This is a genomic window from Variovorax paradoxus (assembly GCF_902712855.1).
GTDB classification, from domain to species: domain Bacteria; phylum Pseudomonadota; class Gammaproteobacteria; order Burkholderiales; family Burkholderiaceae_C; genus Variovorax; species Variovorax paradoxus_Q.
Genome location: NZ_LR743507.1, coordinates 5,347,051 through 5,366,375, shown reverse-complemented (window position 1 = coordinate 5,366,375; position 19,325 = coordinate 5,347,051). Strand labels below are relative to the sequence as shown.

The 19,325-nt window shown below is 69.2% G+C and carries 17 protein-coding genes; 10 read left to right on the top strand and 7 right to left on the bottom strand.

Translation table 11 applies throughout. The features are described 5' to 3' along the window. Positions 1-21 precede the first annotated feature (21 nt). Positions 22-1,062: a histone deacetylase family protein gene (locus tag AACL56_RS25490; protein WP_339092577.1), complete on the top strand. Its 1,041-nt coding sequence runs from the start codon at positions 22-24 to the stop codon at positions 1,060-1,062. 128 nt (positions 1,063-1,190) lie between these two features. Then, positions 1,191-2,171, top strand: coding sequence for a Bug family tripartite tricarboxylate transporter substrate binding protein (locus tag AACL56_RS25485; protein WP_339092576.1), 981 nt, complete (start codon positions 1,191-1,193; stop codon positions 2,169-2,171). Here AACL56_RS25485 and AACL56_RS25480 read toward each other — a convergent pair. Next, complete coding sequence (locus tag AACL56_RS25480; protein ID WP_339092575.1) at positions 2,158-2,736, bottom strand: TetR/AcrR family transcriptional regulator; 579 nt, start codon at positions 2,734-2,736, stop codon at positions 2,158-2,160. The genes AACL56_RS25485 and AACL56_RS25480 overlap by 14 nt on opposite strands. 89 nt (positions 2,737-2,825) lie before the next feature. On the opposite strand from AACL56_RS25480, the gene AACL56_RS25475 reads away from it, so the two are divergent. Both AACL56_RS25475 and AACL56_RS25470 read left to right on the top strand, forming a co-directional pair. Next, positions 2,826-4,073: an MFS transporter gene (locus tag AACL56_RS25475; RefSeq protein ID WP_339092574.1), complete on the top strand. Its 1,248-nt coding sequence runs from the start codon at positions 2,826-2,828 to the stop codon at positions 4,071-4,073. A gap of 220 nt (positions 4,074-4,293) precedes the next feature. Then, positions 4,294-5,502: a porin gene (locus tag AACL56_RS25470; protein WP_339092573.1), complete on the top strand. Its 1,209-nt coding sequence runs from the start codon at positions 4,294-4,296 to the stop codon at positions 5,500-5,502. Between the two features lie 110 nt (positions 5,503-5,612). Here the strand turns inward: AACL56_RS25470 and AACL56_RS25465 are convergent, their stop codons facing one another. Further along, on the bottom strand, positions 5,613-6,410 hold the full coding sequence (locus AACL56_RS25465; RefSeq protein WP_339092946.1) for an HAD-IIB family hydrolase: 798 nt from the start codon (positions 6,408-6,410) through the stop codon (positions 5,613-5,615). A 130-nt stretch (positions 6,411-6,540) separates the two neighbouring features. Between AACL56_RS25465 and AACL56_RS25460 the strand changes: the two genes are divergently transcribed. The 3 genes from AACL56_RS25460 (at position 6,541) to AACL56_RS25450 (ending at position 9,333) form a co-directional block, all read left to right on the top strand. Further along, positions 6,541-7,536 (top strand): ABC transporter ATP-binding protein, encoded by a 996-nt coding sequence (locus tag AACL56_RS25460; protein ID WP_339092572.1) that lies wholly within the window; start codon positions 6,541-6,543, stop codon positions 7,534-7,536. 59 nt (positions 7,537-7,595) lie between these two features. Further along, a complete protein-coding gene (locus AACL56_RS25455) occupies positions 7,596-8,378 on the top strand; it encodes an ABC transporter permease (RefSeq protein ID WP_339092945.1) in 783 nt (260 codons plus the stop codon). A 151-nt stretch (positions 8,379-8,529) separates the two neighbouring features. Further along, entirely contained in the window at positions 8,530-9,333 is an 804-nt protein-coding gene (locus AACL56_RS25450) for an ABC transporter permease (protein WP_339092571.1), read from the top strand. A 9-nt stretch (positions 9,334-9,342) separates the two neighbouring features. On the opposite strand, the gene AACL56_RS25445 is transcribed toward AACL56_RS25450, so the two are convergent. The 5 genes from AACL56_RS25445 to AACL56_RS25425 form a co-directional block, all read right to left on the bottom strand. Further along, positions 9,343-9,996 carry an SIMPL domain-containing protein gene (locus tag AACL56_RS25445; RefSeq protein WP_339092570.1) on the bottom strand — a complete coding sequence of 218 codons (654 nt, stop codon included), beginning with the start codon at positions 9,994-9,996 and terminating at the stop codon, positions 9,343-9,345. A gap of 6 nt (positions 9,997-10,002) precedes the next feature. Further along, a complete protein-coding gene (locus AACL56_RS25440) occupies positions 10,003-11,631 on the bottom strand; it encodes a peptide chain release factor 3 (protein WP_339092569.1) in 1,629 nt (542 codons plus the stop codon). Between the two features lie 69 nt (positions 11,632-11,700). Continuing rightward, complete coding sequence (locus AACL56_RS25435) at positions 11,701-12,435, bottom strand: amino acid ABC transporter ATP-binding protein (protein WP_339092568.1); 735 nt, start codon at positions 12,433-12,435, stop codon at positions 11,701-11,703. 18 nt (positions 12,436-12,453) lie between these two features. Further along, positions 12,454-13,701 carry a M20/M25/M40 family metallo-hydrolase gene (locus AACL56_RS25430; protein ID WP_339092567.1) on the bottom strand — a complete coding sequence of 416 codons (1,248 nt, stop codon included), beginning with the start codon at positions 13,699-13,701 and terminating at the stop codon, positions 12,454-12,456. Between the two features lie 5 nt (positions 13,702-13,706). After that, positions 13,707-16,667: an FAD-dependent oxidoreductase gene (locus tag AACL56_RS25425; protein ID WP_339092566.1), complete on the bottom strand. Its 2,961-nt coding sequence runs from the start codon at positions 16,665-16,667 to the stop codon at positions 13,707-13,709. Positions 16,668-16,773: 106 nt separating this feature from the next. Here AACL56_RS25425 and AACL56_RS25420 point away from each other — a divergent pair, with 106 nt between their 5' ends. The 3 genes from AACL56_RS25420 to AACL56_RS25410 all read left to right on the top strand — a co-directional run bounded on the left by AACL56_RS25420 (position 16,774) and on the right by AACL56_RS25410 (position 19,323). Beyond that, the gene (locus AACL56_RS25420; protein WP_339092565.1) at positions 16,774-17,670 is read left to right on the top strand and encodes a dihydrodipicolinate synthase family protein; all 897 of its coding nucleotides are present in this window, start codon (positions 16,774-16,776) and stop codon (positions 17,668-17,670) included. A 62-nt stretch (positions 17,671-17,732) separates the two neighbouring features. Continuing rightward, positions 17,733-18,563 (top strand): ABC transporter substrate-binding protein, encoded by an 831-nt coding sequence (locus AACL56_RS25415; protein ID WP_339092564.1) that lies wholly within the window; start codon positions 17,733-17,735, stop codon positions 18,561-18,563. A 40-nt stretch (positions 18,564-18,603) separates the two neighbouring features. Continuing rightward, positions 18,604-19,323 (top strand): amino acid ABC transporter permease, encoded by a 720-nt coding sequence (locus AACL56_RS25410; protein WP_339092563.1) that lies wholly within the window; start codon positions 18,604-18,606, stop codon positions 19,321-19,323. Positions 19,324-19,325 lie beyond the last annotated feature (2 nt).

Sequence of the window (19,325 nt, the reverse complement as noted above, 5' to 3'; positions counted from 1 at the left end):
CGGCCCGGCCTCTCCTGATCCATGCTCACCATCTACAACGACCGCCACGTTCTTCACCAGGGCAAAGTCGAGATGTTCCGCGGCGAACTCGTGCCGTGCTTCGAGGTGCCGGCACGCGTCGACCACGTGAAGCTCGAACTGGAACGCCGCAAGCTCGGCGCGCTGCAGGCGCCCGATGCCTTCGACGACGCGCTGCTGGCCAGGGTGCATGCGCCGCGCTACCTGGACTTCATCGCGCATGCCTGGGACGAATGGGTGGCGCTGGACCCTGCGAACGCGACGCGCGATGCGTTGCCCTCGTACTGGCCGACGCGCGGCATGCGCACCGATGTGCTGCCGAAAAGCTTTCCGGCGCGCATGGGGCTGTTCTCGTTCGACGCCGGCACGCCGCTGATGGCCGGCAGCTGGGCGGCGTCGCGGCACGGTGCCGCGTGCGCGTGGACGGCCGCGCAGCGCGTTATCGGCGGCGAACGCGCCGCCTTCGCGCTCACGCGGCCGCCGGGCCACCATGCCGGCCCCGACTTCTTCGGCGGCTACTGCTTCCTCAACAACGCCGCCGTCGCCGCGCAGGCGCTGCGCGACGCGGGCATCGGGCGCGTGGCCGTGCTCGACGTGGACTACCACCACGGCAACGGCACGCAGGCCATCTTCTACGACCGCGACGACGTGCACTTCGCCAGCCTGCACGGCGACCCGCTGACCGACTACCCGTACTACCTCGGCCATGCCGACGAGCGCGGCGCCGGCCGCGGCGAGGGCTTCAACCACAACCTGCCGTTGCCGCGCGGCACCGGCTTCGCGGCCTGGCGCGCCGCGCTCAAGACCGCGCTCGAGCGCATCGCGGCGGTGAAGGCGGGAGCGCTCGTGGTCTCGCTGGGCGTCGACACCTTCGAGGGCGATCCCATCTCGGGCTTCAGGCTCGGAAGCGACGACTACCTGCGCATGGGCGAAGACCTCGCGCGCACCGGCCTGCCGACCGTGTTCGTGTTCGAGGGCGGCTACGCGGTCGACGACGTGGGCGTGAACGCAGTGAACGTGCTGGAAGGCTTCGCGCAGGCGTAGCTGACGCGCATGCGACTCGGATCGCTGCAATGGCCTTGTTTCAGGCGGGCAATCAGGGGTGCCCCGATTGCCTTTGCCGACCCGCCAAGGCCCAATTGGCGCTTCTTTTAGTCAGGATCCAGTCAGCCATGCTCCGCCGCTCCACCTTTCTCTGTGCCGCCACGCTCGCCGCGTGCGGCCTCGTCTCTCCGCTGGCGGCCTTCGCCCAGGCCTTCCCGGCCAAGCCCATCAAGCTGGTCATCGCTTTCCCCGCCGGCGGCCCCACCGACATCACCATGCGCCAGCTCGCCGACAACGCGAGCAAGATCCTGGGCCAGCCAGTGATCATCGACAACAAGCCCGGCGCCGGCGGCACTCTGCCCGCGCAGGCGCTGCAGACCTCGCAGCCCGACGGCTACACCGTGGCGCAGATTCCGCTCGGTGTGTTCCGCCTCGGCTACACCACCAAGATCAACTGGGACCCGCTGAAGGACATCACGTACGTGATCAACGTCACCGGCTATGCCTTCGGCATCGTGGTGCCCGCCAACAGCCCCTTCAAGACCTGGGCCGACTTCGTCGCCTACGCCAAGGCCAACCCCGGCAAGCTGACCTACGGCTCGACCGGCACGCTGACCAGCCCGCACCTGACGACCGAGATCGTTGCGCAGAAGGCCGGCATCGAGCTGCAGCACGTGCCCTACAAGGGCAGCGCCGACCTGATGCTCGCCGTGGTCAGCGGCCAGCTGATGGCCGCCGCCGACAGCACCGGCTTCGCGCCGCAGGTCGAGGCCGGCAAGCTGCGCGTGCTGAACACCTGGGGCGACAAGCGCCTGGCCAAGTTCCCCGACGCGCCCACGCTGAAGGAACTGGGCTACGACGTGGTCCAGAACTCGCCCTTCGGCATCGGCGCACCCAAGGGCACGCCGCCCGAGGTGGTGAAGAAGCTGCACGACGCCTTCAAGCAGGCGATGGAAGAGCCGAGCTACGTGGCCGCGCTCGGCCGCTACGACATGCTGCCCAACTACATGAGCTCCGCGACTTACACCAAGTTCGCGCAGGACACGGTGGTGCGCGAGAAGGCGGTGATCGAGAAGCTGGGGCTGGCGAAGGAAGTCAAGACGAACTGAGGACGAACAGCTCGTCCACCAGCCGCGCCGCCAGAGCCGGCTGGACGGGGTCGCCGCCGAACACGAGGCGAAACACGATCGGCGCGATCAGGTGATCGATCACCTGCTGCGGCTGTGGCGCTCGCTCGCCACGGCCGCGCGCCTGCTCCACCAGCATCAGCGCCTCGCGCCGGCGGTTGCGCAGGCAGTCGGTGTCCTCCGTGCCGTTGGCCAGCGCGGCCGCGGCTTTCAGCAGCGAGGTGTTGCACGGCTTGGCCAGGTGCTCGATGAGTTCGCGCGCCCAGGCTTCCAGGTCGGCGCGCAGGTCGCCGGTGTCGGGCAGCGGCCGATCCGGGTCGAGCCGGTGGGTGGCCGTTTCGGCCAGCAGGCCCTGCAGGTCGCCCCAGCGCCGGTAGATGCTGGAGGCGCTGACGCCGGCGCGCTCGGCCACGGCCGGTACCGTGACCCGGTCGCGGCCCTGCTCGGCCACCAGTTCCTCGAGGGCCGTGCGCACCAGCGCCTGCACCTGTGCGCTTCGGCCACCGGGGCGTTTGTGAGGAGAGGGGGACTGGGTGACGTCGTTCATGTCTTTCACTTTAACGCAAGGATGTTTGCTTTAGTGCCTTTGCAGGCCTAGAATCGCAAACGCAAAGAAAGTTGCATTAAGGAGTCGACATGCCGTCCACCTGCCCAGACCTCGCCGCCGCCGCTGTTGCCGCGCGCGCCAAGCCACGTCGGTTGCCGGAGGGCGCCGCCTTTGCGCTGCTGGCGGCGGTGCTGTTCGCATTCTTCTTCGCGGCCAGCGCGCCGACACCGCTGTTCGTGGTGTTCCAGCACGCGTGGCATTTCTCGTCGTCGATGCTGACCGTGGCTTTTGCCATCTACGCGATCGCACTGCTGGTCTCGCTGCTGGTGGCCGGTTCGCTGTCCGACCACATCGGCCGTCGGCCGGTGGTGCTGGCGGCGCTGGTGCTGCAGGCGGCGGCGATGGGCCTGTTCCTGCTGGCACAAGGCATCGGCGGGCTGATCGTCGCGCGCGTGGTGCAGGGCGTGGCCACGGGCATTGCCAGCGGCGCCCTGAGCGCGGCGGTGGTCGAGGCCGCGCCGGCCGCGCGCAAGCGGCTGGGCGCGCTGATCACGAGCGTGTCGCCGCTGGCCGGCCTGGCTGTGGGTGCGCTGCTCACCGGCATGGCGGTGAAGTGGTCGGTGCAACCGGTGGTGCTGGTGTTCGGCGTGCTGGGGGTGGTCTTCGCGCTCGGCGCGGCGGTGGTGCTCTGGATGCCCGAAACCGTGACGCCGCGCCCCGGAGCGCTCGCCTCGCTGGTGCCGCGCGTGTCGATCCCTGCGAAGGCGCGAGGCGAGTTCGTGCGCGGGCTGCCGGTGCTCATCGTGGTGTGGGCGCTGGGCGGGCTGTTTCTCTCGCTCGCGCCGTCGCTGATGCTGCATGTGTTCAGCGTCGACAACGGCGTGGTCAACGGACTCACGGTCACCGTGCTGTCGGGCATGGGCGCCATCGCGCCGACGCTGCTGGGGCGCCTTGCCGCGCCGCGGCCGGCCATCGTCGGCATGGCGAGCATCGCGGCCGGACTGGTGCTGCTGCTCGCGTCGCTGGCCACACGGTCGCTTGCACTGTTCTTCGTCGGCACCGCGGTGGCGGGCGTGGGCTTCGGCGGCGCGTTCTCCGCGCTGGTGCAGACGCTGGCGCCGCTGGCGCAGCCGCACGAACGCGGCGAGCTGTTCGCCGCGATCTTCGTGGTGAGCTATCTCGCGTTCAGCCTGCCCGCGATGCTGGCGGGCTTCCTGGTGGCGCCCCTGGGCCTGCTCGCCACGGTGCAGGGCTATGCCGCGGTGCTGCTGGCGATCGCCGCCTTCGGCACCTGGAGCCAAGTGGGGGTGTTGCGCGGCGGCAAGATGAACGCTTAGTCCGTCAGCGAGCAGTCAGCAAAACATGCTTGAAGCGGATTGCCATAAAAATACCAACTGGTCAAATTTAAGTCCCTTCGATGGTTTAGGTATTAACCCTATGTAATTCGTACGTCTTCACCGGAAAGAACACTTGGCTGCATCCCGCGGCAACACGGCCCGGGCTTTGACAGTCGCGCCGCAGGCCGGCGTGGCAATTCCCTTTCCTGGAGTGATACGAATGAAAAAATCCCTGCTTGTTCTGGCCGCCCTCGCAGCTTGCGGTGCCGCATCGGCCCAATCGACCGTGACCCTGTTCGGGGTGGTCGACGCTGCGGTGCGCAACGTCTCGAACAAGAGCGTGTCGACGAACCCGTTCGGCCTCGGCTACAGCGTGAAGACCAGCCGCACCGAACTGGCCAACTCGGGCCTGAGTTCCAGCCGCCTCGGCTTCCGCGGCGTGGAAGACCTGGGCGGCGGCCTGTCGGCCAGCTTCTGGCTCGAAGCCCCGATCACCAACGACGACGGCGCCACCGGCGTCGCCAACTTCACCCGCCGCTCGACGGTGAGCCTGGCAGGCAGCTTCGGCGAGATCCGCCTGGGCCGCGACAAGACCACCACGGTGCTGAACGAAGAACAGTTCGACCCGTTCGGCGACACCGGCATCGGCGGCTCGCTGATCATCGACGCCAACGAAACCAGCGTGTCGGGCACCGGCTACGGCAGCAACAGCACGTACAAGCGCGCCGGCAACATGGTGCAGTACTACCTGCCGCGCAACCTTGGCGGCTTCTACGGCAACGTGGCCTACGCGCTGCACGAGAACACCCGCACCTCGGGCGACTTCATCACCGCCGGCACCCCGAACACCGGCCGCCATATCGGCGGACGCTTCGGCTACGCGGCCGGCCCGCTCGACGTGGCGGCCAGCTACGCGCAGAACGACACCAGCTTCACCACCGGCACCGGCGCCGCCGCCGTGGCGCGCCCCGGCAAGATCAAGACCTTCAACCTGGGCGCGACCTACGACTTCGGCGTGGCCAAGCTGTACGGCGAGTACTCGCGCTCGAAGGACCAGCGCGATCCGCTGAACCTCTTCACCGTGGTGCCCGACGTGGACCTCACCGGCTACCTGATCGGCGTGACCGTGCCGATCGGCCCCGGCCAGATCCGCGCCTCGTACTCGCGCGTGAAGTACGACTTCAACCGCGCTCCCGTCTTCTTCGGCGTCAACCCCGCCGACCCGAAGGCCGACAAGTTCGCGATCGGCTACGTGCACAACCTGTCGAAGCGCACCGCGCTCTACGCGACGATCGCGCGCGTGAGCAACAAGAACGGCGCAGGCCTCACGGTCGGTGCCGGCCCCTCGTACACCACTGCGTTCAACGGCGCCTCGCTGCAGCCGAAGACCTCGACCGGCTACGAATTCGGCATCCGCCACGCGTTCTGAAGCCGCACGGCTTCATCCTGTTTCTCCAAGGTCCTTCAACGGTCCTTTTCCGGCCCGCCTCGCGCGGGCTTTTTTTCGCCCGGAGTTCCTGCCGCTGACGAGCGCGTCGCTCAGCGTGCTTCGCGTGCCGACAGCACCGCGCGCGCCGCCTCGGCAAACCCGGTGCCGCGCTCGGCCTGCGTCACATAGCGCGGCAGATGCTCCAGCTGCGGCACGAAGCGCGCCACGTTCGCCACGCCGATGCTGTGCGCGAAGCTGCGGAACATCAGCTGGTCGTTGGTCGAGTCGCCCACGTAGGCCCAGCGGTCCATCTCGTCGTCGAGCGTGCGGCCCCACAGCTCGCGCGTGATCCAGCGCGCGCCCTCGAGCTTGTCGTTGTCGCCGTACCAGCCGTTGATGTGGATGCTGCTCACCGTGGCGTGCATGCCCTCGCCGCGCATCAGCGCCACCACCCGCGCGACGGTGGCGTCGTCCAGCCGAACGAACTCGCTGTGATCGATCGCGATGTCGGTCTCGCGGCCCGGCGAGTCGGTCGCGCGCGCCGCGCCAGGAATCTCGCGCTCGATGCGCGCGAGCACGGATTGCATGCGCACGAAGTTCGCTGCGCGCGTGGCGGCGTCCTGCCGGTATTTTTTTTCGATTTTCTTGTTGGCTGCGGGCAACAGCGCCACCGCGCCGTTTTCCGCCACGATCGCGTCGACCGGCCATGTGCCCGCAAAAGGCATGCTCCATCCCACGGGCCGTCCGGTGATCGCCACCACCGCGAGGCCCGCGGCCTTGAGTGCGCCGAGCGCCAGCAACGCATCGGGCGTGATCGCGCCTTCGTGCGTCAGCGTGTCGTCGATGTCGGTGAACACGCCGACGAGCGCTGCGCGCGCGGCTGCGTCCCACCGGCTCAGCGGCAACAGATGGTGAGGGGGGCGGGCAGGGCGGACATCGAAGGCATGAGAGGAATCGTGACGGGAGCGGCGATCCTACCGGCGCTTTCGTGTAGCATCCCGCCCCCGCCGCGCCATCGAGGCCGCTGCGGCGCACCTCATGCCTCACATCGCCGTCGACCGACTCCTCAAGACCTACCGCATCTCCGAGCGCGACCCCGGCGTGATGGGCGCGCTGCGCGGGCTCGTGCAGCGCCGGCACCGCACGGTGGAGGCGCTGTCGGGCGTGAGCTTCTCGCTCGAGCGCGGCGAGCTGCTCGGCTTCATCGGGCCGAACGGCGCGGGCAAGTCGACCACCATCAAGATCCTCGCGGGCATCCTGCGGCCCGACGGCGGGCGCGTGACGGTCGACGGGCGCGACCCTTTCGTCGACCGCGAGCGCCACGTGGCGCGCATCGGCGTGGTCTTCGGCCAGCGCACGCAGTTGTGGTGGGACCTGCCGGTGGGCGACGGCTTCGACCTGCTGCGGGACATCTACCGCGTCGACGCCGCGCGCTACCGGCGCACGCGCGATGAACTGGTCGCGCTGCTGAACCTCGAGCGCGTGCTCGACCAGCCGGTGCGCCAGCTGTCGCTGGGCCAGCGCATGCGCGCGGAGATCGCCGCCGCGCTGCTGCACGAGCCCGACATCCTGTTCCTCGACGAGCCGACCATCGGCCTCGATGCGCCTTCGAAGCTGGCCGTGCGCGACTTCGTGCGCCGCGCCAACCGCGAGCGCGGCACGACCGTGCTGCTGACCACGCACGACATGCACGACATCGAAGCGCTGGCTCGGCGCGTGATCATCATCGGCCACGGCCGCGTGCTGGCCGACAGTCCTGTCGAGGCGCTGCGCGCGCAGGTGATGGCCGAGCGGCGCCTCGTGGTCGACTTCGCGCAGGACGCCGAACTGCCCGCGCAGGTCGACGGCGCCAAGGTGCACTCGCGCGACGGCCAGACGCTGGTGCTCGACTTCGACCCGTCGGTGACCACGGCCCCCGCGCTGATTGCGCGCATCGCGGGCGCGCATGCGGTGGAAGACATCCGCCTCGAAGGCCTGGCGATCGAGGCGGTCATCGCGCGTTTCTACGCCATGCACGGGGCGGCCGAAGCGTGAGCGCCGTGCGCGAGCTTGCGCGCCCCTATGTCGCGGCCTTCGCGTCGCGCTTCCTGCAGATGCTGCAGTACCGCACCGCCGCGCTCGCGGGCTTCGCCACGCAGTGCTGGTGGGGCGGCATCAAGGTGATGGTGTTCGCGGCCTTCTATGGCGGGACGGCCATCGCGGGCGCGAGTTCGCCGATGTCGCTCGAACAGGCCATCACCTACACCTGGCTCGCGCAGGGGCTGCTCGTGCTGCTGCCGTGGCTGGGCGATCCCGAAGTGGCGCAGGCGGTGCGCACCGGCGCGGTCGCCTACGACCGGCTGCGGCCGGTGGACGCCTATGCGCTGTGGTTCGCGCGCAGCGCCGGATGGATCGCCGCGCGCCTGCTGCCGCGCGTGGCGCTGATGGCGGCGTTTGCAGCCGTCGCCCTGCCGCTGGCGGGGCTGGGTGCATGGGCCTGGCAGCCGCCCACGGGCGTGGCCGCGGGGGTCGCGTTCCTGGTGTCCGTCGTGCTCGCGCTGCTGCTCTCGACGGCCATGGTGATGCTGCTCAATGTGGCGATGACGGCTGCACTCAACGAGCGCGGCATCAACGCGGTGGCGACGCCCGTGGTCATCGTTTTCTCGGGCAACGTGCTGCCGCTTGCGCTGCTGCCGGATGCCTGGCAGGGCGCGCTGCTGGTGCAGCCGCTGGCCGGGCTGATGGACATTCCGGCGCGGTTGTATTTCGGGCAGCTCGCCGGCTGGAACGCGCTGGGCGGCCTGGCGCTGCAGTGCGTCTGGATCGTCGTGTGCGTCACCGCGGGTCGCTTCGCCATGCAGCGGACCATGCGCAGCCTTCAGGTCCAGGGAGGCTAGGTTGAAGCGTCGCGTTCGTCGTCATGGTGTGTGCGCAGTGCGCTCCTGGCAGGGCTGCGTTCTCGCCATCGGCAGTCATTCGCGAAGGCATGTCGCCCGTGGCTGGTGTCTGGTTCTCGTGCAGGCGCGCAAGGCGCAGCGAAAGCACTGAATGGGCACCCTTCCTCTTTTCTTCAGGCTCGTGCGCGCCTCCCTCGGCGCGCAGGCACGTTATCCCGCGTCGGCGCTGATGCTGACGCTGGGGCAGTTCCTGGGGACCGGCATCGAGGTGGTCGCCGTGTGGGCGCTGTTCCACCGTTTCGGCGAGGTGCAGGGCTGGACGCTCGGCGAGGTGGCCGTGTTCTACGGCCTGGTGAACTGCATGTTCGCCATTGCCGATGCGATGGGACGCGGCTTCGACGTGCTCGGCACCGAGTTCCTTCGCACCGGCGCCTTCGACCGCTTGTTGCTGCGCCCGCGTCCGCTGGCGCTGCAGCTCATGGGCAACGACTTCCGCATCAGCCGCGCAGGCCGGCTGCTGCAGGGCGTGGCGGTGCTGGTGTTCGGCACGGTGCATGCCGGCGTGGCGTGGACGCCCGAAGCCATGGTCATCGCGCTGTTCGCGTTGGCGGGCGGCGTGGCGCTGTTCCTCGGCATCCTCGTGCTGCAGGGCACGCTGTCGTTCTGGACGGTGGAAAGCCTGGAGATCGCCAACGTGCTGACCTACGGCGGCGTGCAGGCGGCGCAGTACCCGCTGGCGTTGTATGCGCGGTGGTTTCGCCGGGTGCTGACCTTCATCGTGCCGCTGGCCTGCGTGGCGTATTACCCGGTGCTGGCGATCCTGGGGAAGCCCGATCCGCTGGGCGCGCCGGCGTGGACCGGCTGGGTGTCGCCGCTCGCGGGCTTCGTGTTCCTCGCGGCGGCGTTCGGGGCCTGGCGCTTCGGGTTGCGCCGCTATGCGTCCACGGGAAGCTGAGCCAGGCGCTCAGCCGATCAGGAACCGCACGCGGTAACGCAACGTGCGCGTGCGCCTGGCGCCGCCCAGTTCCTCGAAGTTGTCGTCGCCGCCCATCGATGCGGCGGCGCCACCGGCCGCTGCCCATGAATGGTCGCCATAGGCGCCTGAGCCTTGCGCCTGCGAGCCCAGCTCCTCGACCTGCGCAATCGCGCCCAGCGTGACGCCGGCTTCTTCCGCCAGGACCAGGGCCTTGCCGCGTGCCTGTCGGATGGCCGCGGTGCGTGCCGCGGCCTCGGCGCCTTCCGGCGCCTCGAAGCGCGGCTGCTGCATCTCGACGCTCATCGTGTAGCGCGCGTTCGTGAACAGCGGTTCCAGCGCATCGAGCGCCCGATAGAGGCGCCGCACGTCCCGGCATGCGATCAGCACGCGGTGCGCGACTTCCTGGCCGACGCTCCGTTTCATGTACCAGGGCTGCCAGGCATCGCGCCCGCCTTCGGAGATCTCGTCGTGCGTGAGCCCGGACTCCCTCAGCGTGCGGATCGCGTCGTTGCGCAGGCTGGTCGCTTCCACCAGCGCCACTTCGGTCTTCGATGCCTTGACGGTGATCGTCAGCGTGGCTCGCTGCTCGACCACTGTTTCGATCAGGTCGCCCTGGCCGGCGACCTGGATGTAGGTTTCCATCAGTGCTCAGCCCGCGCTCTGCAGCGCCAGCCCCGCGTGCTCGCGCAGCGGATGGAAGTGGATCTTCGGAAAACGCTCCTGCGCCAGCCGCACGTCGTACGGCGACGTGCACAGGAAGGCCAGCGTGTCGGCCGCGTCCTTGGCCATGCGCACCGGGTAGGCATTGACGAACTCGCGCAGCTCGGCCGGGGTGTCGGCGGTGATCCAGCGCGCGCCGGTGTACTGGCAGCCTTCGAGGCGCACGTCGGCGTCGTACTCGGCCTTCAGGCGGTGCTGCACCACTTCGAACTGCAACTGGCCGACCGCGCCCAGCAGCATCGGCCCACCGACTTCGGGGCGGAACACCTGGATCGCGCCCTCCTCGCCGAGTTGGGCGAGGCCCTGCTGCAGCTGCTTGGTGCGCAGCGGGTTCTTCAGGATGACAGTCATGAAGAGTTCGGGCGCGAAGAAGGGCAGGCCGGTGAACTGCAGGCTCGCGCCGTCGGTGATGGTGTCGCCGAGCTGCACGCCGCCGTGCGTGGTGAAGCCGACGATGTCGCCCGCGTAGGCTTCCTCGACCGCCTCGCGGCGCTGGCTCATGAAGGTCACGACGCTGGTCGGGCGCAGCTCCTTCGCGGTGCGCTGCACCTTGAGCTTCATGCCCGGCGTGTACTTGCCCGAGGCCATGCGCACGAACGCGATGCGGTCGCGGTGGTTGGCGTCCATGTTGGCCTGCACCTTGAAGACCACGCCCGCGAAGTCCTTGTCCTCGGGCTGGATCTCCTTCACCACCGGCTGGCGGTTGACCATGGTGGTGCTGGTGCGCGACTGCGGCGAGGGCGCCAGGTCGACCAGCGCGTCGAGCACTTCCATCACGCCGAAGTTGTTCACGCCGGAGCCGAAGAACACGGGCGTCTGCTTGCCGGCCAGGAAGGCTTCTCGGTCCCAGGTGGGCGAGGCGCCGGTGGCGAGTTCCATGCTTTCCATCGCGGTCTCGAAGTCGGCGCCGAAGCGCTTGACCAGGGTCTCGCGCTCGGAAAGCGGAATGGTCTCGAAGTCCTGCGGCAGCCGCTCGCTGCCCGACTCGAACACCGTCATGGCCTGCGTGCGCAGGTTCATGATGCCCCGGAAGGTCTTGCCCTGGCCCACGGGCCAGGTCATGGGCACGCAGGGCATGCCGAGCTCGCGCTCCACTTCGTCGAGGATGTCGAGAGGCTCGCGCACTTCGCGGTCCATCTTGTTGACGAAGGTGATGATGGGCGTGTCGCGCTGTCGGCAGACCTCGATGAGGCGGCGCGTCTGGGCTTCCACGCCGTTGGCCGCGTCGATCACCATGAGGGCCGAGTCGACGGCGGTGAGCACACGGTAGGTGTCTTCGGAGAAGTCCTTGTGGCCGGGCGTGTCGAGCAGGTTGATCACGTGGTCGCGGTACAGCATCTGCATGACCGACGACGCCACCGAGATGCCGCGCTGCTTCTCGATTTCCATCCAGTCGGAGGTGGCATGCCGCGAGGCCTTGCGTGCCTTCACCGAGCCGGCGATCTGGATCGCGCCGGAGAAAAGCAGCAGCTTCTCGGTCAGCGTGGTCTTGCCGGCGTCGGGGTGGGAAATGATCGCGAAGGTGCGACGGCGGCGGGTTTCGGCGAGAAAAGACAAGGTGGGCAATCTGCAGGGGGAATGCCCCGATTTTAGAAGGCCGCCCCGAACCCGGCCGCGGCAGCGCCTTCAGTGCTGCAGGATCTTCGACAGGAACTGCTGCGCGCGGTCCGAGCGCCCCTGCGGATTGCCGAAGAATTCTTCCTTCGGGCAGTCCTCGACGATGCGGCCCTGGTCCATGAAGATCACCCGGTTGGCCACCTTGCGCGCGAATCCCATCTCGTGGGTGACGCACATCATGGTCATGCCTTCGCGCGCGAGCTCGACCATCACGTCGAGCACTTCGTTGACCATCTCGGGGTCGAGCGCCGAGGTCGGCTCGTCGAACAGCATCGCCACCGGGTTCATGGCGAGCGCACGCGCGATGGCCACGCGCTGCTGCTGGCCGCCCGACAGCTGGCTGGGGAACTTGTGGGCATGCGCGCGCATGCCCACGCGCTGCAGCAGCGCCATCGCGGTGCTGCGGGCTTCGGAAGCCGGGCGCTTGAGCACCTTGACCTGCGCGATCGACAGGTTCTCCTCGATCGACAGGTGCGGAAACAGCTCGAAGTGCTGGAACACCATGCCGACGCGCGCGCGCAGCCTGTTCAGGTCGGTCTTCGGGTCGCCCACGGACACGCCGTCGACGGTGATGCGGCCCTGCTGGAACGGCTCCAGCGCGTTGACGCACTTGATGAGCGTGGACTTGCCCGAGCCCGAGGGGCCGCAGACCACCACGACCTCGCCCTTGCGGATCTCGGTGCTGCAGTCGGTCAGCACCTGGAAGGCACCGTAGCTCTTGTTCACATGGCTGATTTTGATCATGGGTCGCTCTGCTGGCGTTCAGCGTGTCAGGAGTTCGTGAAGGGTGTTGGCGACCACCTGCGTGGCCTTGCGCAGCTCGTCCAGCGGCACGCGCTCGTCGGCGCGGTGGCCGTTGGCCTCGAGCAGCGATTCGGGACCGGCGCCGTACATCACGGTGGGAATGCCGGCTTCGCTGTACAGGCGTGCGTCGGTATAGAGCGGCACGCCGATCGGCGTGACCGGCTTGCCCATGACCTCGCTGGCCTCGCGGCACACCAGCGCGGCCAGTTCGTCGGCACCGGGCGCCGGCGCGAAGGGGCGGGCCAGCAGGATCCGGCGGATTTCCACCGAGATGCCGGGCAGCGGGCGGCAGGCCGCCTCGATCACCTCGCGCAACTCGGCCTCGACCGCCTCGGGCGATTCCTCGGGCACGATGCGCCGGTCGATGCGCAGGCTCAGTGCGTCGGCCACCACGTTGGTGTTGATGCCGCCGCCGATCAGCCCCACCACCATCGTGGGGTGGGTGATGCCGGGCGTGAGCGACGGGCGGTCGGCCAGGCTGTCGCGGTAGCGGTACAGCGCGGGCAGCAGGGTGGCCGCGGCCTCGATGGCGTCGTGGCCGGTGTCGGGCCGGGCGGCATGCGCCGAGGTGCCGCGCACGACCACCTCCAGGTGCAGGCAGCCGTTGTGCGCCACCACGACGTGGTGCGAGAAGGCCGCGGACAGCACGAAGTCGGGCCGGCTCAGGCCCTTCGACAGGATCCAGCCGGGGCCGGTGACGCCGCCGGTTTCCTCGTCGTAGGTCAGGTGCAGCTCGACCGCTCCGGCCAGCCGCGTGCCCGAGGCCGCCAGGTGCTTGAGCGCGCGCATCGCGAAGGCGTAGGTGGTGAAGTCCGACTTCGACACCGCGGCGCCACGGCCATACAGCCAGCCGTCGCGCACCTCGCCGCCGTAGGGGTCGACGCTCCAGCCGGCGCCGGGCGGCACCACGTCGCCGTGCGCGTTGAGCGCCACCACCGGGCCATCGCCGAAGCGCTCGCGCACGATGAGGTTGGTCACGCTGCGCATGCCGTTCGCGGCCGCGAACTCGGCGGGCACCGCATGGCGCTCGACCTCGAAGCCCATGGCCTCGAGCAGCCGGGCGGTGAGCTCGGCGTGGGGTGCGCAGTCGCCGGGCGGATTGTCGGAGGGGCAGCGCACCAGTTCGGCGAGCGTGCGCACCTGCTCGTCGAAGTGGGCGTCGATGAATCGGCGCAGCGTGTCGCGCGCGGGGGTGGAGTCGGTCATGGCGTTCAGAGGAAGCGGTCGATGCGGAAGGGGGAGATGTCGACGTCGGTGCGGCCGTGCACGATCAGGTCGGTCACGAGGCGCGCGGTGACGGGCGCGAGCGTGTAGCCGTTGGAGGTCACTGCGTTGTAGAAGCCGGGACGGCCCGGCACCTCGCCGAGGATGGGCGCGCCGTCGATGTTCACGTTCATGCCGGCCCAGCAGCGCACCATGTGCAGCCCGCGGACGGCCGGGAGCACGTGGCCGGCCACCCAGAGGTTGCCCTCGATGCTGTCGCGCTCGGCGCGGTTCAGCCGCATGTCGGGGTTGAAGGCGGCCGTCCAGCCGCCGCCGACGATCAGGCCGCCGCTGGCCGCCTGCTTGAGACTCAGGTGGCGGTCGGCGTGCGCGACGAGGTGGTTGACCAGCGGCGGCGCGGGCTCGGTGACGATCATCTGCAGCGGTGCGCCCTTGACGGGGATCTTCACGCCCAGCATGCCGCCGATGGTGCTCGACCATGCGCCGCTCGCGTTCACGATGCGCCCGGCGTGGATGGTGCCGCGCGAGGTGCGCACCACGAAGCCCGCGCCGTCGCCCGGCAGCGCCTCGATGGACTGCACGTCGCAGCCGCGCAGCATGCGCGCGCCCTGTTGCTGCGCGCGCCGTGCCACGGCGTAGGTGGCGCGCAGCGGATTGATCTTTCCTTCCATGGGGCAGAGCTCTGCGCCCAGCAGCTCGCCGGACAGCGCGGGCGACAGGCGGCGCAGCTCGGTGCCGTCGATCACCTGCGCGTCGATGCCGTGGCTGCGTTCCAGCGCAGCCTTGGACTCGAGGAAGCGCATGCCCGCCTCGCTGTCGGCGACCATGAGGCCGCCGGTGATCTCGATCTCGAGGTCTTCGCCGCAATCGGCCTCGATCTCCTGCCACAGGCGCACCGACATGGGCCCGAGCGGCAGCGTGGCCGCGGCCGGGCCGCCGCCTTCCTGCGCCTTGGCGCCGAAGTCGAACGACAGCAACTGCACGTGCAGGCTGCCCGCATTCGCGCCGGAGGCCTGCAGGTTGATGTCGTCGCGGTCGACCACGGTGACGTCCTGTCCGGCCTTCGACAGGTAGTAGCCGAGGCAGGACCCGAGCACGCCGGCACCGATCACCAGCACGTCGGTGCGCAGGGGCTCGAAGGAGGCGTGCTCGACGGGCCGGGCCAGGTTGGGCGTGATGGCCGGCTTGTGGCCGCCCCATTCGGGCTTCTCGAAACCGAGCGCGCCGGCCGGCACCGGCTTGGCCGGGGGGCGCGGCGCGAAGTACTGCTCGACCTCGGGCGCGCGGCCGGTGATCTCGGTCAGCAGCCGGCCTGCGGTGGCGGCGCAGTAGCGCGCCTGGCAGCGGCCCATCCCGAGGCGGGTGTTGCGCTTGAGCGCAGCCAGCGTGTCGCTGCCGGCGCGAATCTGCTCGCGCACCGAGCCGAAGGTGATCTCCTCGCAGCGGCACAGCAGCGTGTCGTCGGGCACCGACGCCAGCGTGACGGGCGGTGGCGCGTAGAGCGACCACAGCGCCTGCTGGAAGCACTCGGCGCGTTTCAGCCGGGCGACCGCCTCGGCAGGTTCGGGCGCAACGAGGCCGAGATTGCGTGCCGCGGCGGTGCCGGCCAGCGTGCCGCGCGCCAGCGCGACGCGCGAGCCGCCGAGGTCGGCACCGTCGCCCACCACATAGACGCCGGGCAGGCTGGTGGCGCCGTCTTCCAGCGTGATGGTGGCGAGATGGCCGAGATGCCGCGCCGCAAGGCGGTGCGCGCAGCCGAGCATGCGGGCGAGTTCGGTGGACGGGATGAAGCCGTAGCCGAGGCACAGGGTGTCGGCGTCGAGGCGGCGCGCCGTGGCGGGCTGCGCGTTGCCCTGGGCGTCGACCTTCGCGATCTGCACGGATCGCAGGCCTTGCTGCGACGCGGTCGTGTCGCCTTCGGCCGCGACGACGGTGTGTTCCCACAGCACCGGCACGCGGTGCGCGCGCAGTTGCCGCAGGTAGCGCCAGCCGTCGCGCAGCAGGTCGGGTGCCGTGCGCGCGGCAGAAAGCAGCTCGCGCCACTGGCGCAGCGAAGGGCGTGCGGCCGACTCGAGCACCGCGACCACTTCCGCGCCGCCTGCCAGCAGCTCGGCCGCCAGCTGCAGGTTGAGCGGACCGTTGCCGGCGATCACCACGCGGCGGCCGGGTGCGACGCGGTACGCGCGGGCGAGCGTCTGGCCGGCACCGGTGGTCATGACGCCAGGCAGCGTCCAGCCCGGGAACGGCACGGGACGCTCGTAGGCGCCAGGCGCGATCACCAGCTTGCGGCATTCGATGACATGGGCGCGCCCGTCGATGAGCGCAGCAACCTCGCGCGGCGAGAAGGCGGCCCAGACCTGCGCGCCCTGCGAGACGGCGACGCCCGCGGCGCGCACTTCCTGCTCGAGCGCCAGCCCTTGCGCGAATTGCCTGTCCGCGGGCGTGGCGGATCGGTGCGAAGGCGCCAGCGGCTTGTAGAACTGGCCGCCCGACTCGATCCGTTCATCGAGCACGAGCACCGTGGCACCGGCCTGGCGCGCGGCCAGTGCCGCTGAAAGGCCGGCGGGGCCGGCGCCGACCACCAGCACGTCGACCTGCAGCCGCGCCGGTTCGCCGGCCGGAGCCGGGGCGAGCGGCCGCAGCGGATCTTCCGGCGTACCGGCGGGCTGGGTGGAACGCACCTGCTGGCCGTCGCCCACCTTCGTGAGGCAGGCGCGCTGGCTGGTTCGTCCGTCGACGGTGACGAGGCAGTCGAAGCAGGCGCCCATGCCGCAATAAAGACCGCGGCGCTCGCCGCCGCGGGTGTGGCGCATTTCCTTGATGCCGCCGGCCGCGAGCGCTGCCGCGATGGTCTCGCCTTCCAGCCCGTCGACGGGCTTGCCGTCGTACCAGAAGCGCACGGGGCGCCCGGCCGGGGTGATGGAAGGATGGGTCAGTCTGGCGCTCATGGGCAGTGCGGAGGAAAACGGAAAACCACGTTGACGCGTTGATGTGTATACGTATACTACACGTATACATATACTTCGTCATCCGAATTTTCCGAGGACTTGCCCCATGACAGCGTTCCGCGGCACCTATACGGTGCTCATCACCCCCATGACCGCCGATGGCCTGCACGTCGATGTGCCCGCTTTGAAGAAGCTGGTCAACTGGCAGATCGAGGAGGGAATCCACGGGCTGATTCCGATGGGCAGCACCGGGGAATTCCTGTCGCTGACGCCGGACGAGCGCCAGTTGGTGATCGAGACCTGTGTGAGCACGGCAGCAAAACGCGTGCCCGTGTTGATCGGCACCGGTGCGGAGTGGACCGACGAGTGCGTGCGGCTGAGCCGCGAGGCCGAGACCATGGGCGCCGACGGCGTCATGATCATTCCGCCGTTCTACAGCACGCCCACCGACGACGAACTGTTCGCGCACTACCGCAAGGTGGGCGAGTCGATCGGCATTCCGATCATGGTCTACAACAACCCGGCCACCGCCAACGTCGACCTCAAGCCCGAGCTGGTGGCGCGCCTGTCGCGCATCGACAACTGCAAGTACATCAAGGAGTCGACGCTCGAGGTCACCCGGGTGCGCGACATCATCGAGCTGTGCGGCGACCGCATGACGGTGTTCGCCGGCATCCTGGGCTACGAATCGTTCTGGCTCGGCGCGCAGGGCTGGGTCGCGGTGTGCTCCAACCTTATTCCGAAGATGTCGGCGCGCCTGTTCGAGCTGGTGGCCGACGAGCGCGACATGCCCGCCGCGCTCGCGCTCTACAAGAAGATGCTGCCGATCGTGCGCTGGGTCGGCGGCCACCGTTACGTGGCCGCCTCCAAGGACGGCCTCACGATGATGGGCCTGCCGGTGGGCAAGCCTCGCGCGCCGCGCCTGCCCCTGCCCGATGCCGATGCCGCGGACCTGCGCCGCGAACTCGCCCGCCTCGAGCTGCTCGACTCGATCCGCGCCTGAGCGCCGCCATCCGCCTTTCCGTTTCCATTTCGTCGCCTCGTTCATTCCCTGAAGGACTCATCATGAAACTGCTCCCCGCTATCGCGTCGGCAACGGCACTCTTCATCTTCTGCACGGGCGCTGCGAACGCGCAGGCCTGCAAGTCGCCGGTGCCCGATTCGGCACTCGTCAAGAAGGGCACGTTGACCATGTCGGTCAATCCGACCCTGCCGCCGATGCAGTTCGTCGACCAGAGCGGCGCGCTCAAGGGCATGCGCGTGGAGCTCGGCGAGGCCATTGCCAAGCGCCTGTGCCTCACGCCCGAGTACGTGCGCATCGAGTTCTCGGCCATGATCCCGGGCCTGCAGGCCGGCCGCTGGGACGTCATCAACACCGGCATCTTCTTCACCGACGAGCGCGCCAAGCTGATGCAGATGCTCATCTACGAAGACCAGGCGATCAGCATCAGCACCGCCAAGGGCAACCCGCTGAAGATCACCAAGCCGGAAGACCTGTCGGGCAAGAGCATCGGCGTGGAACTCGGCGGCTTCGAGGAACGCAAGGCGCGCGAACTCGACAAGCAGCTCACCGACAAGGGCATGAAGGGCATGACCATCCGCACCTTCGAGAACTTCGCCATGGCCTTCCAGTCGCTGCGCGCGGGCCAGGTCGACGTCGCCCTGTCGATCGACTCGACCGGCGCCGAATACCAGAAGCGCGGCGACTTCGACCGCGTGCTGCACGGCCTGTTCCCGACGCCGGTCGCGCTCGCGGCGCGCAACAAGGACCTGGCCGCGGCAATGGCCAAGGCCATGAACGACATGAAGGCCGACGGCAGCTTCCAGAAGCTGTTCGACCAGTACGGCGTGAAGGCCGTCGACGGCGCAGTGAGCGTCAAGGGCCCGGCGGGCTGAGCCGCGCCGCCACCCTCATCGAGTACACGAAGGAACATTCATGGGACAAGGCTGGAGCTGGTCGGGGTTCATCGACTATCTGTTCAATCCGTACATCCTCAGCGGGGCGGTCACCACGCTGTGGCTCACGCTCGCGGCGATCGCGGGCGGGCTGGTCGTGGGCTGTGCGCTGGCGCTGGCCCGCCTGTCGAGCCATCGCTGGCTGGCTGCGCCCGCGCACTTCTACATCTGGGTGTTCCGCGGCACGCCGCTGCTGGTGCAGCTCATCATCATCTACACCGGGCTGCCGCAGCTCGGGCTGAAGCTGTCGGTGATCGAGTCGGCGCTGCTGGGGCTGATCCTCAACGAAGCCGCCTACCTGGCGGAAATCGTGCGCGGCGGCATCCAGTCGATCTCGGCCGGCCAGACCAACGCGGCGCGCGCGGTCGGCTTCAGCAGCGCCCAGACCATGCGCTACATCGTGATGCCGCAGGCCATGCGCCTGATCGTGCCGACGCTGGGCAACAGCATCAACGGCCTGCTCAAGACCACGTCGATCACCTCGGTGATCTCGATGGAGGAACTGCTGCGCCGCACCCAGGTGCTGATCCAGGAGAAGTTCATGGTGCTCGAGCTGTTCATCGTCGCGGCCATCTACTACCTGCTGATGACCACGGCCTGGGACTTCATCCAGCGCCGCATCGAGCGCCACTACGGCCGTGCCTACGGCAACGCGAGCGCGCCGGCCGTGCCCGCGGAACCTGCGCTCGAGCAGCGCTGAAG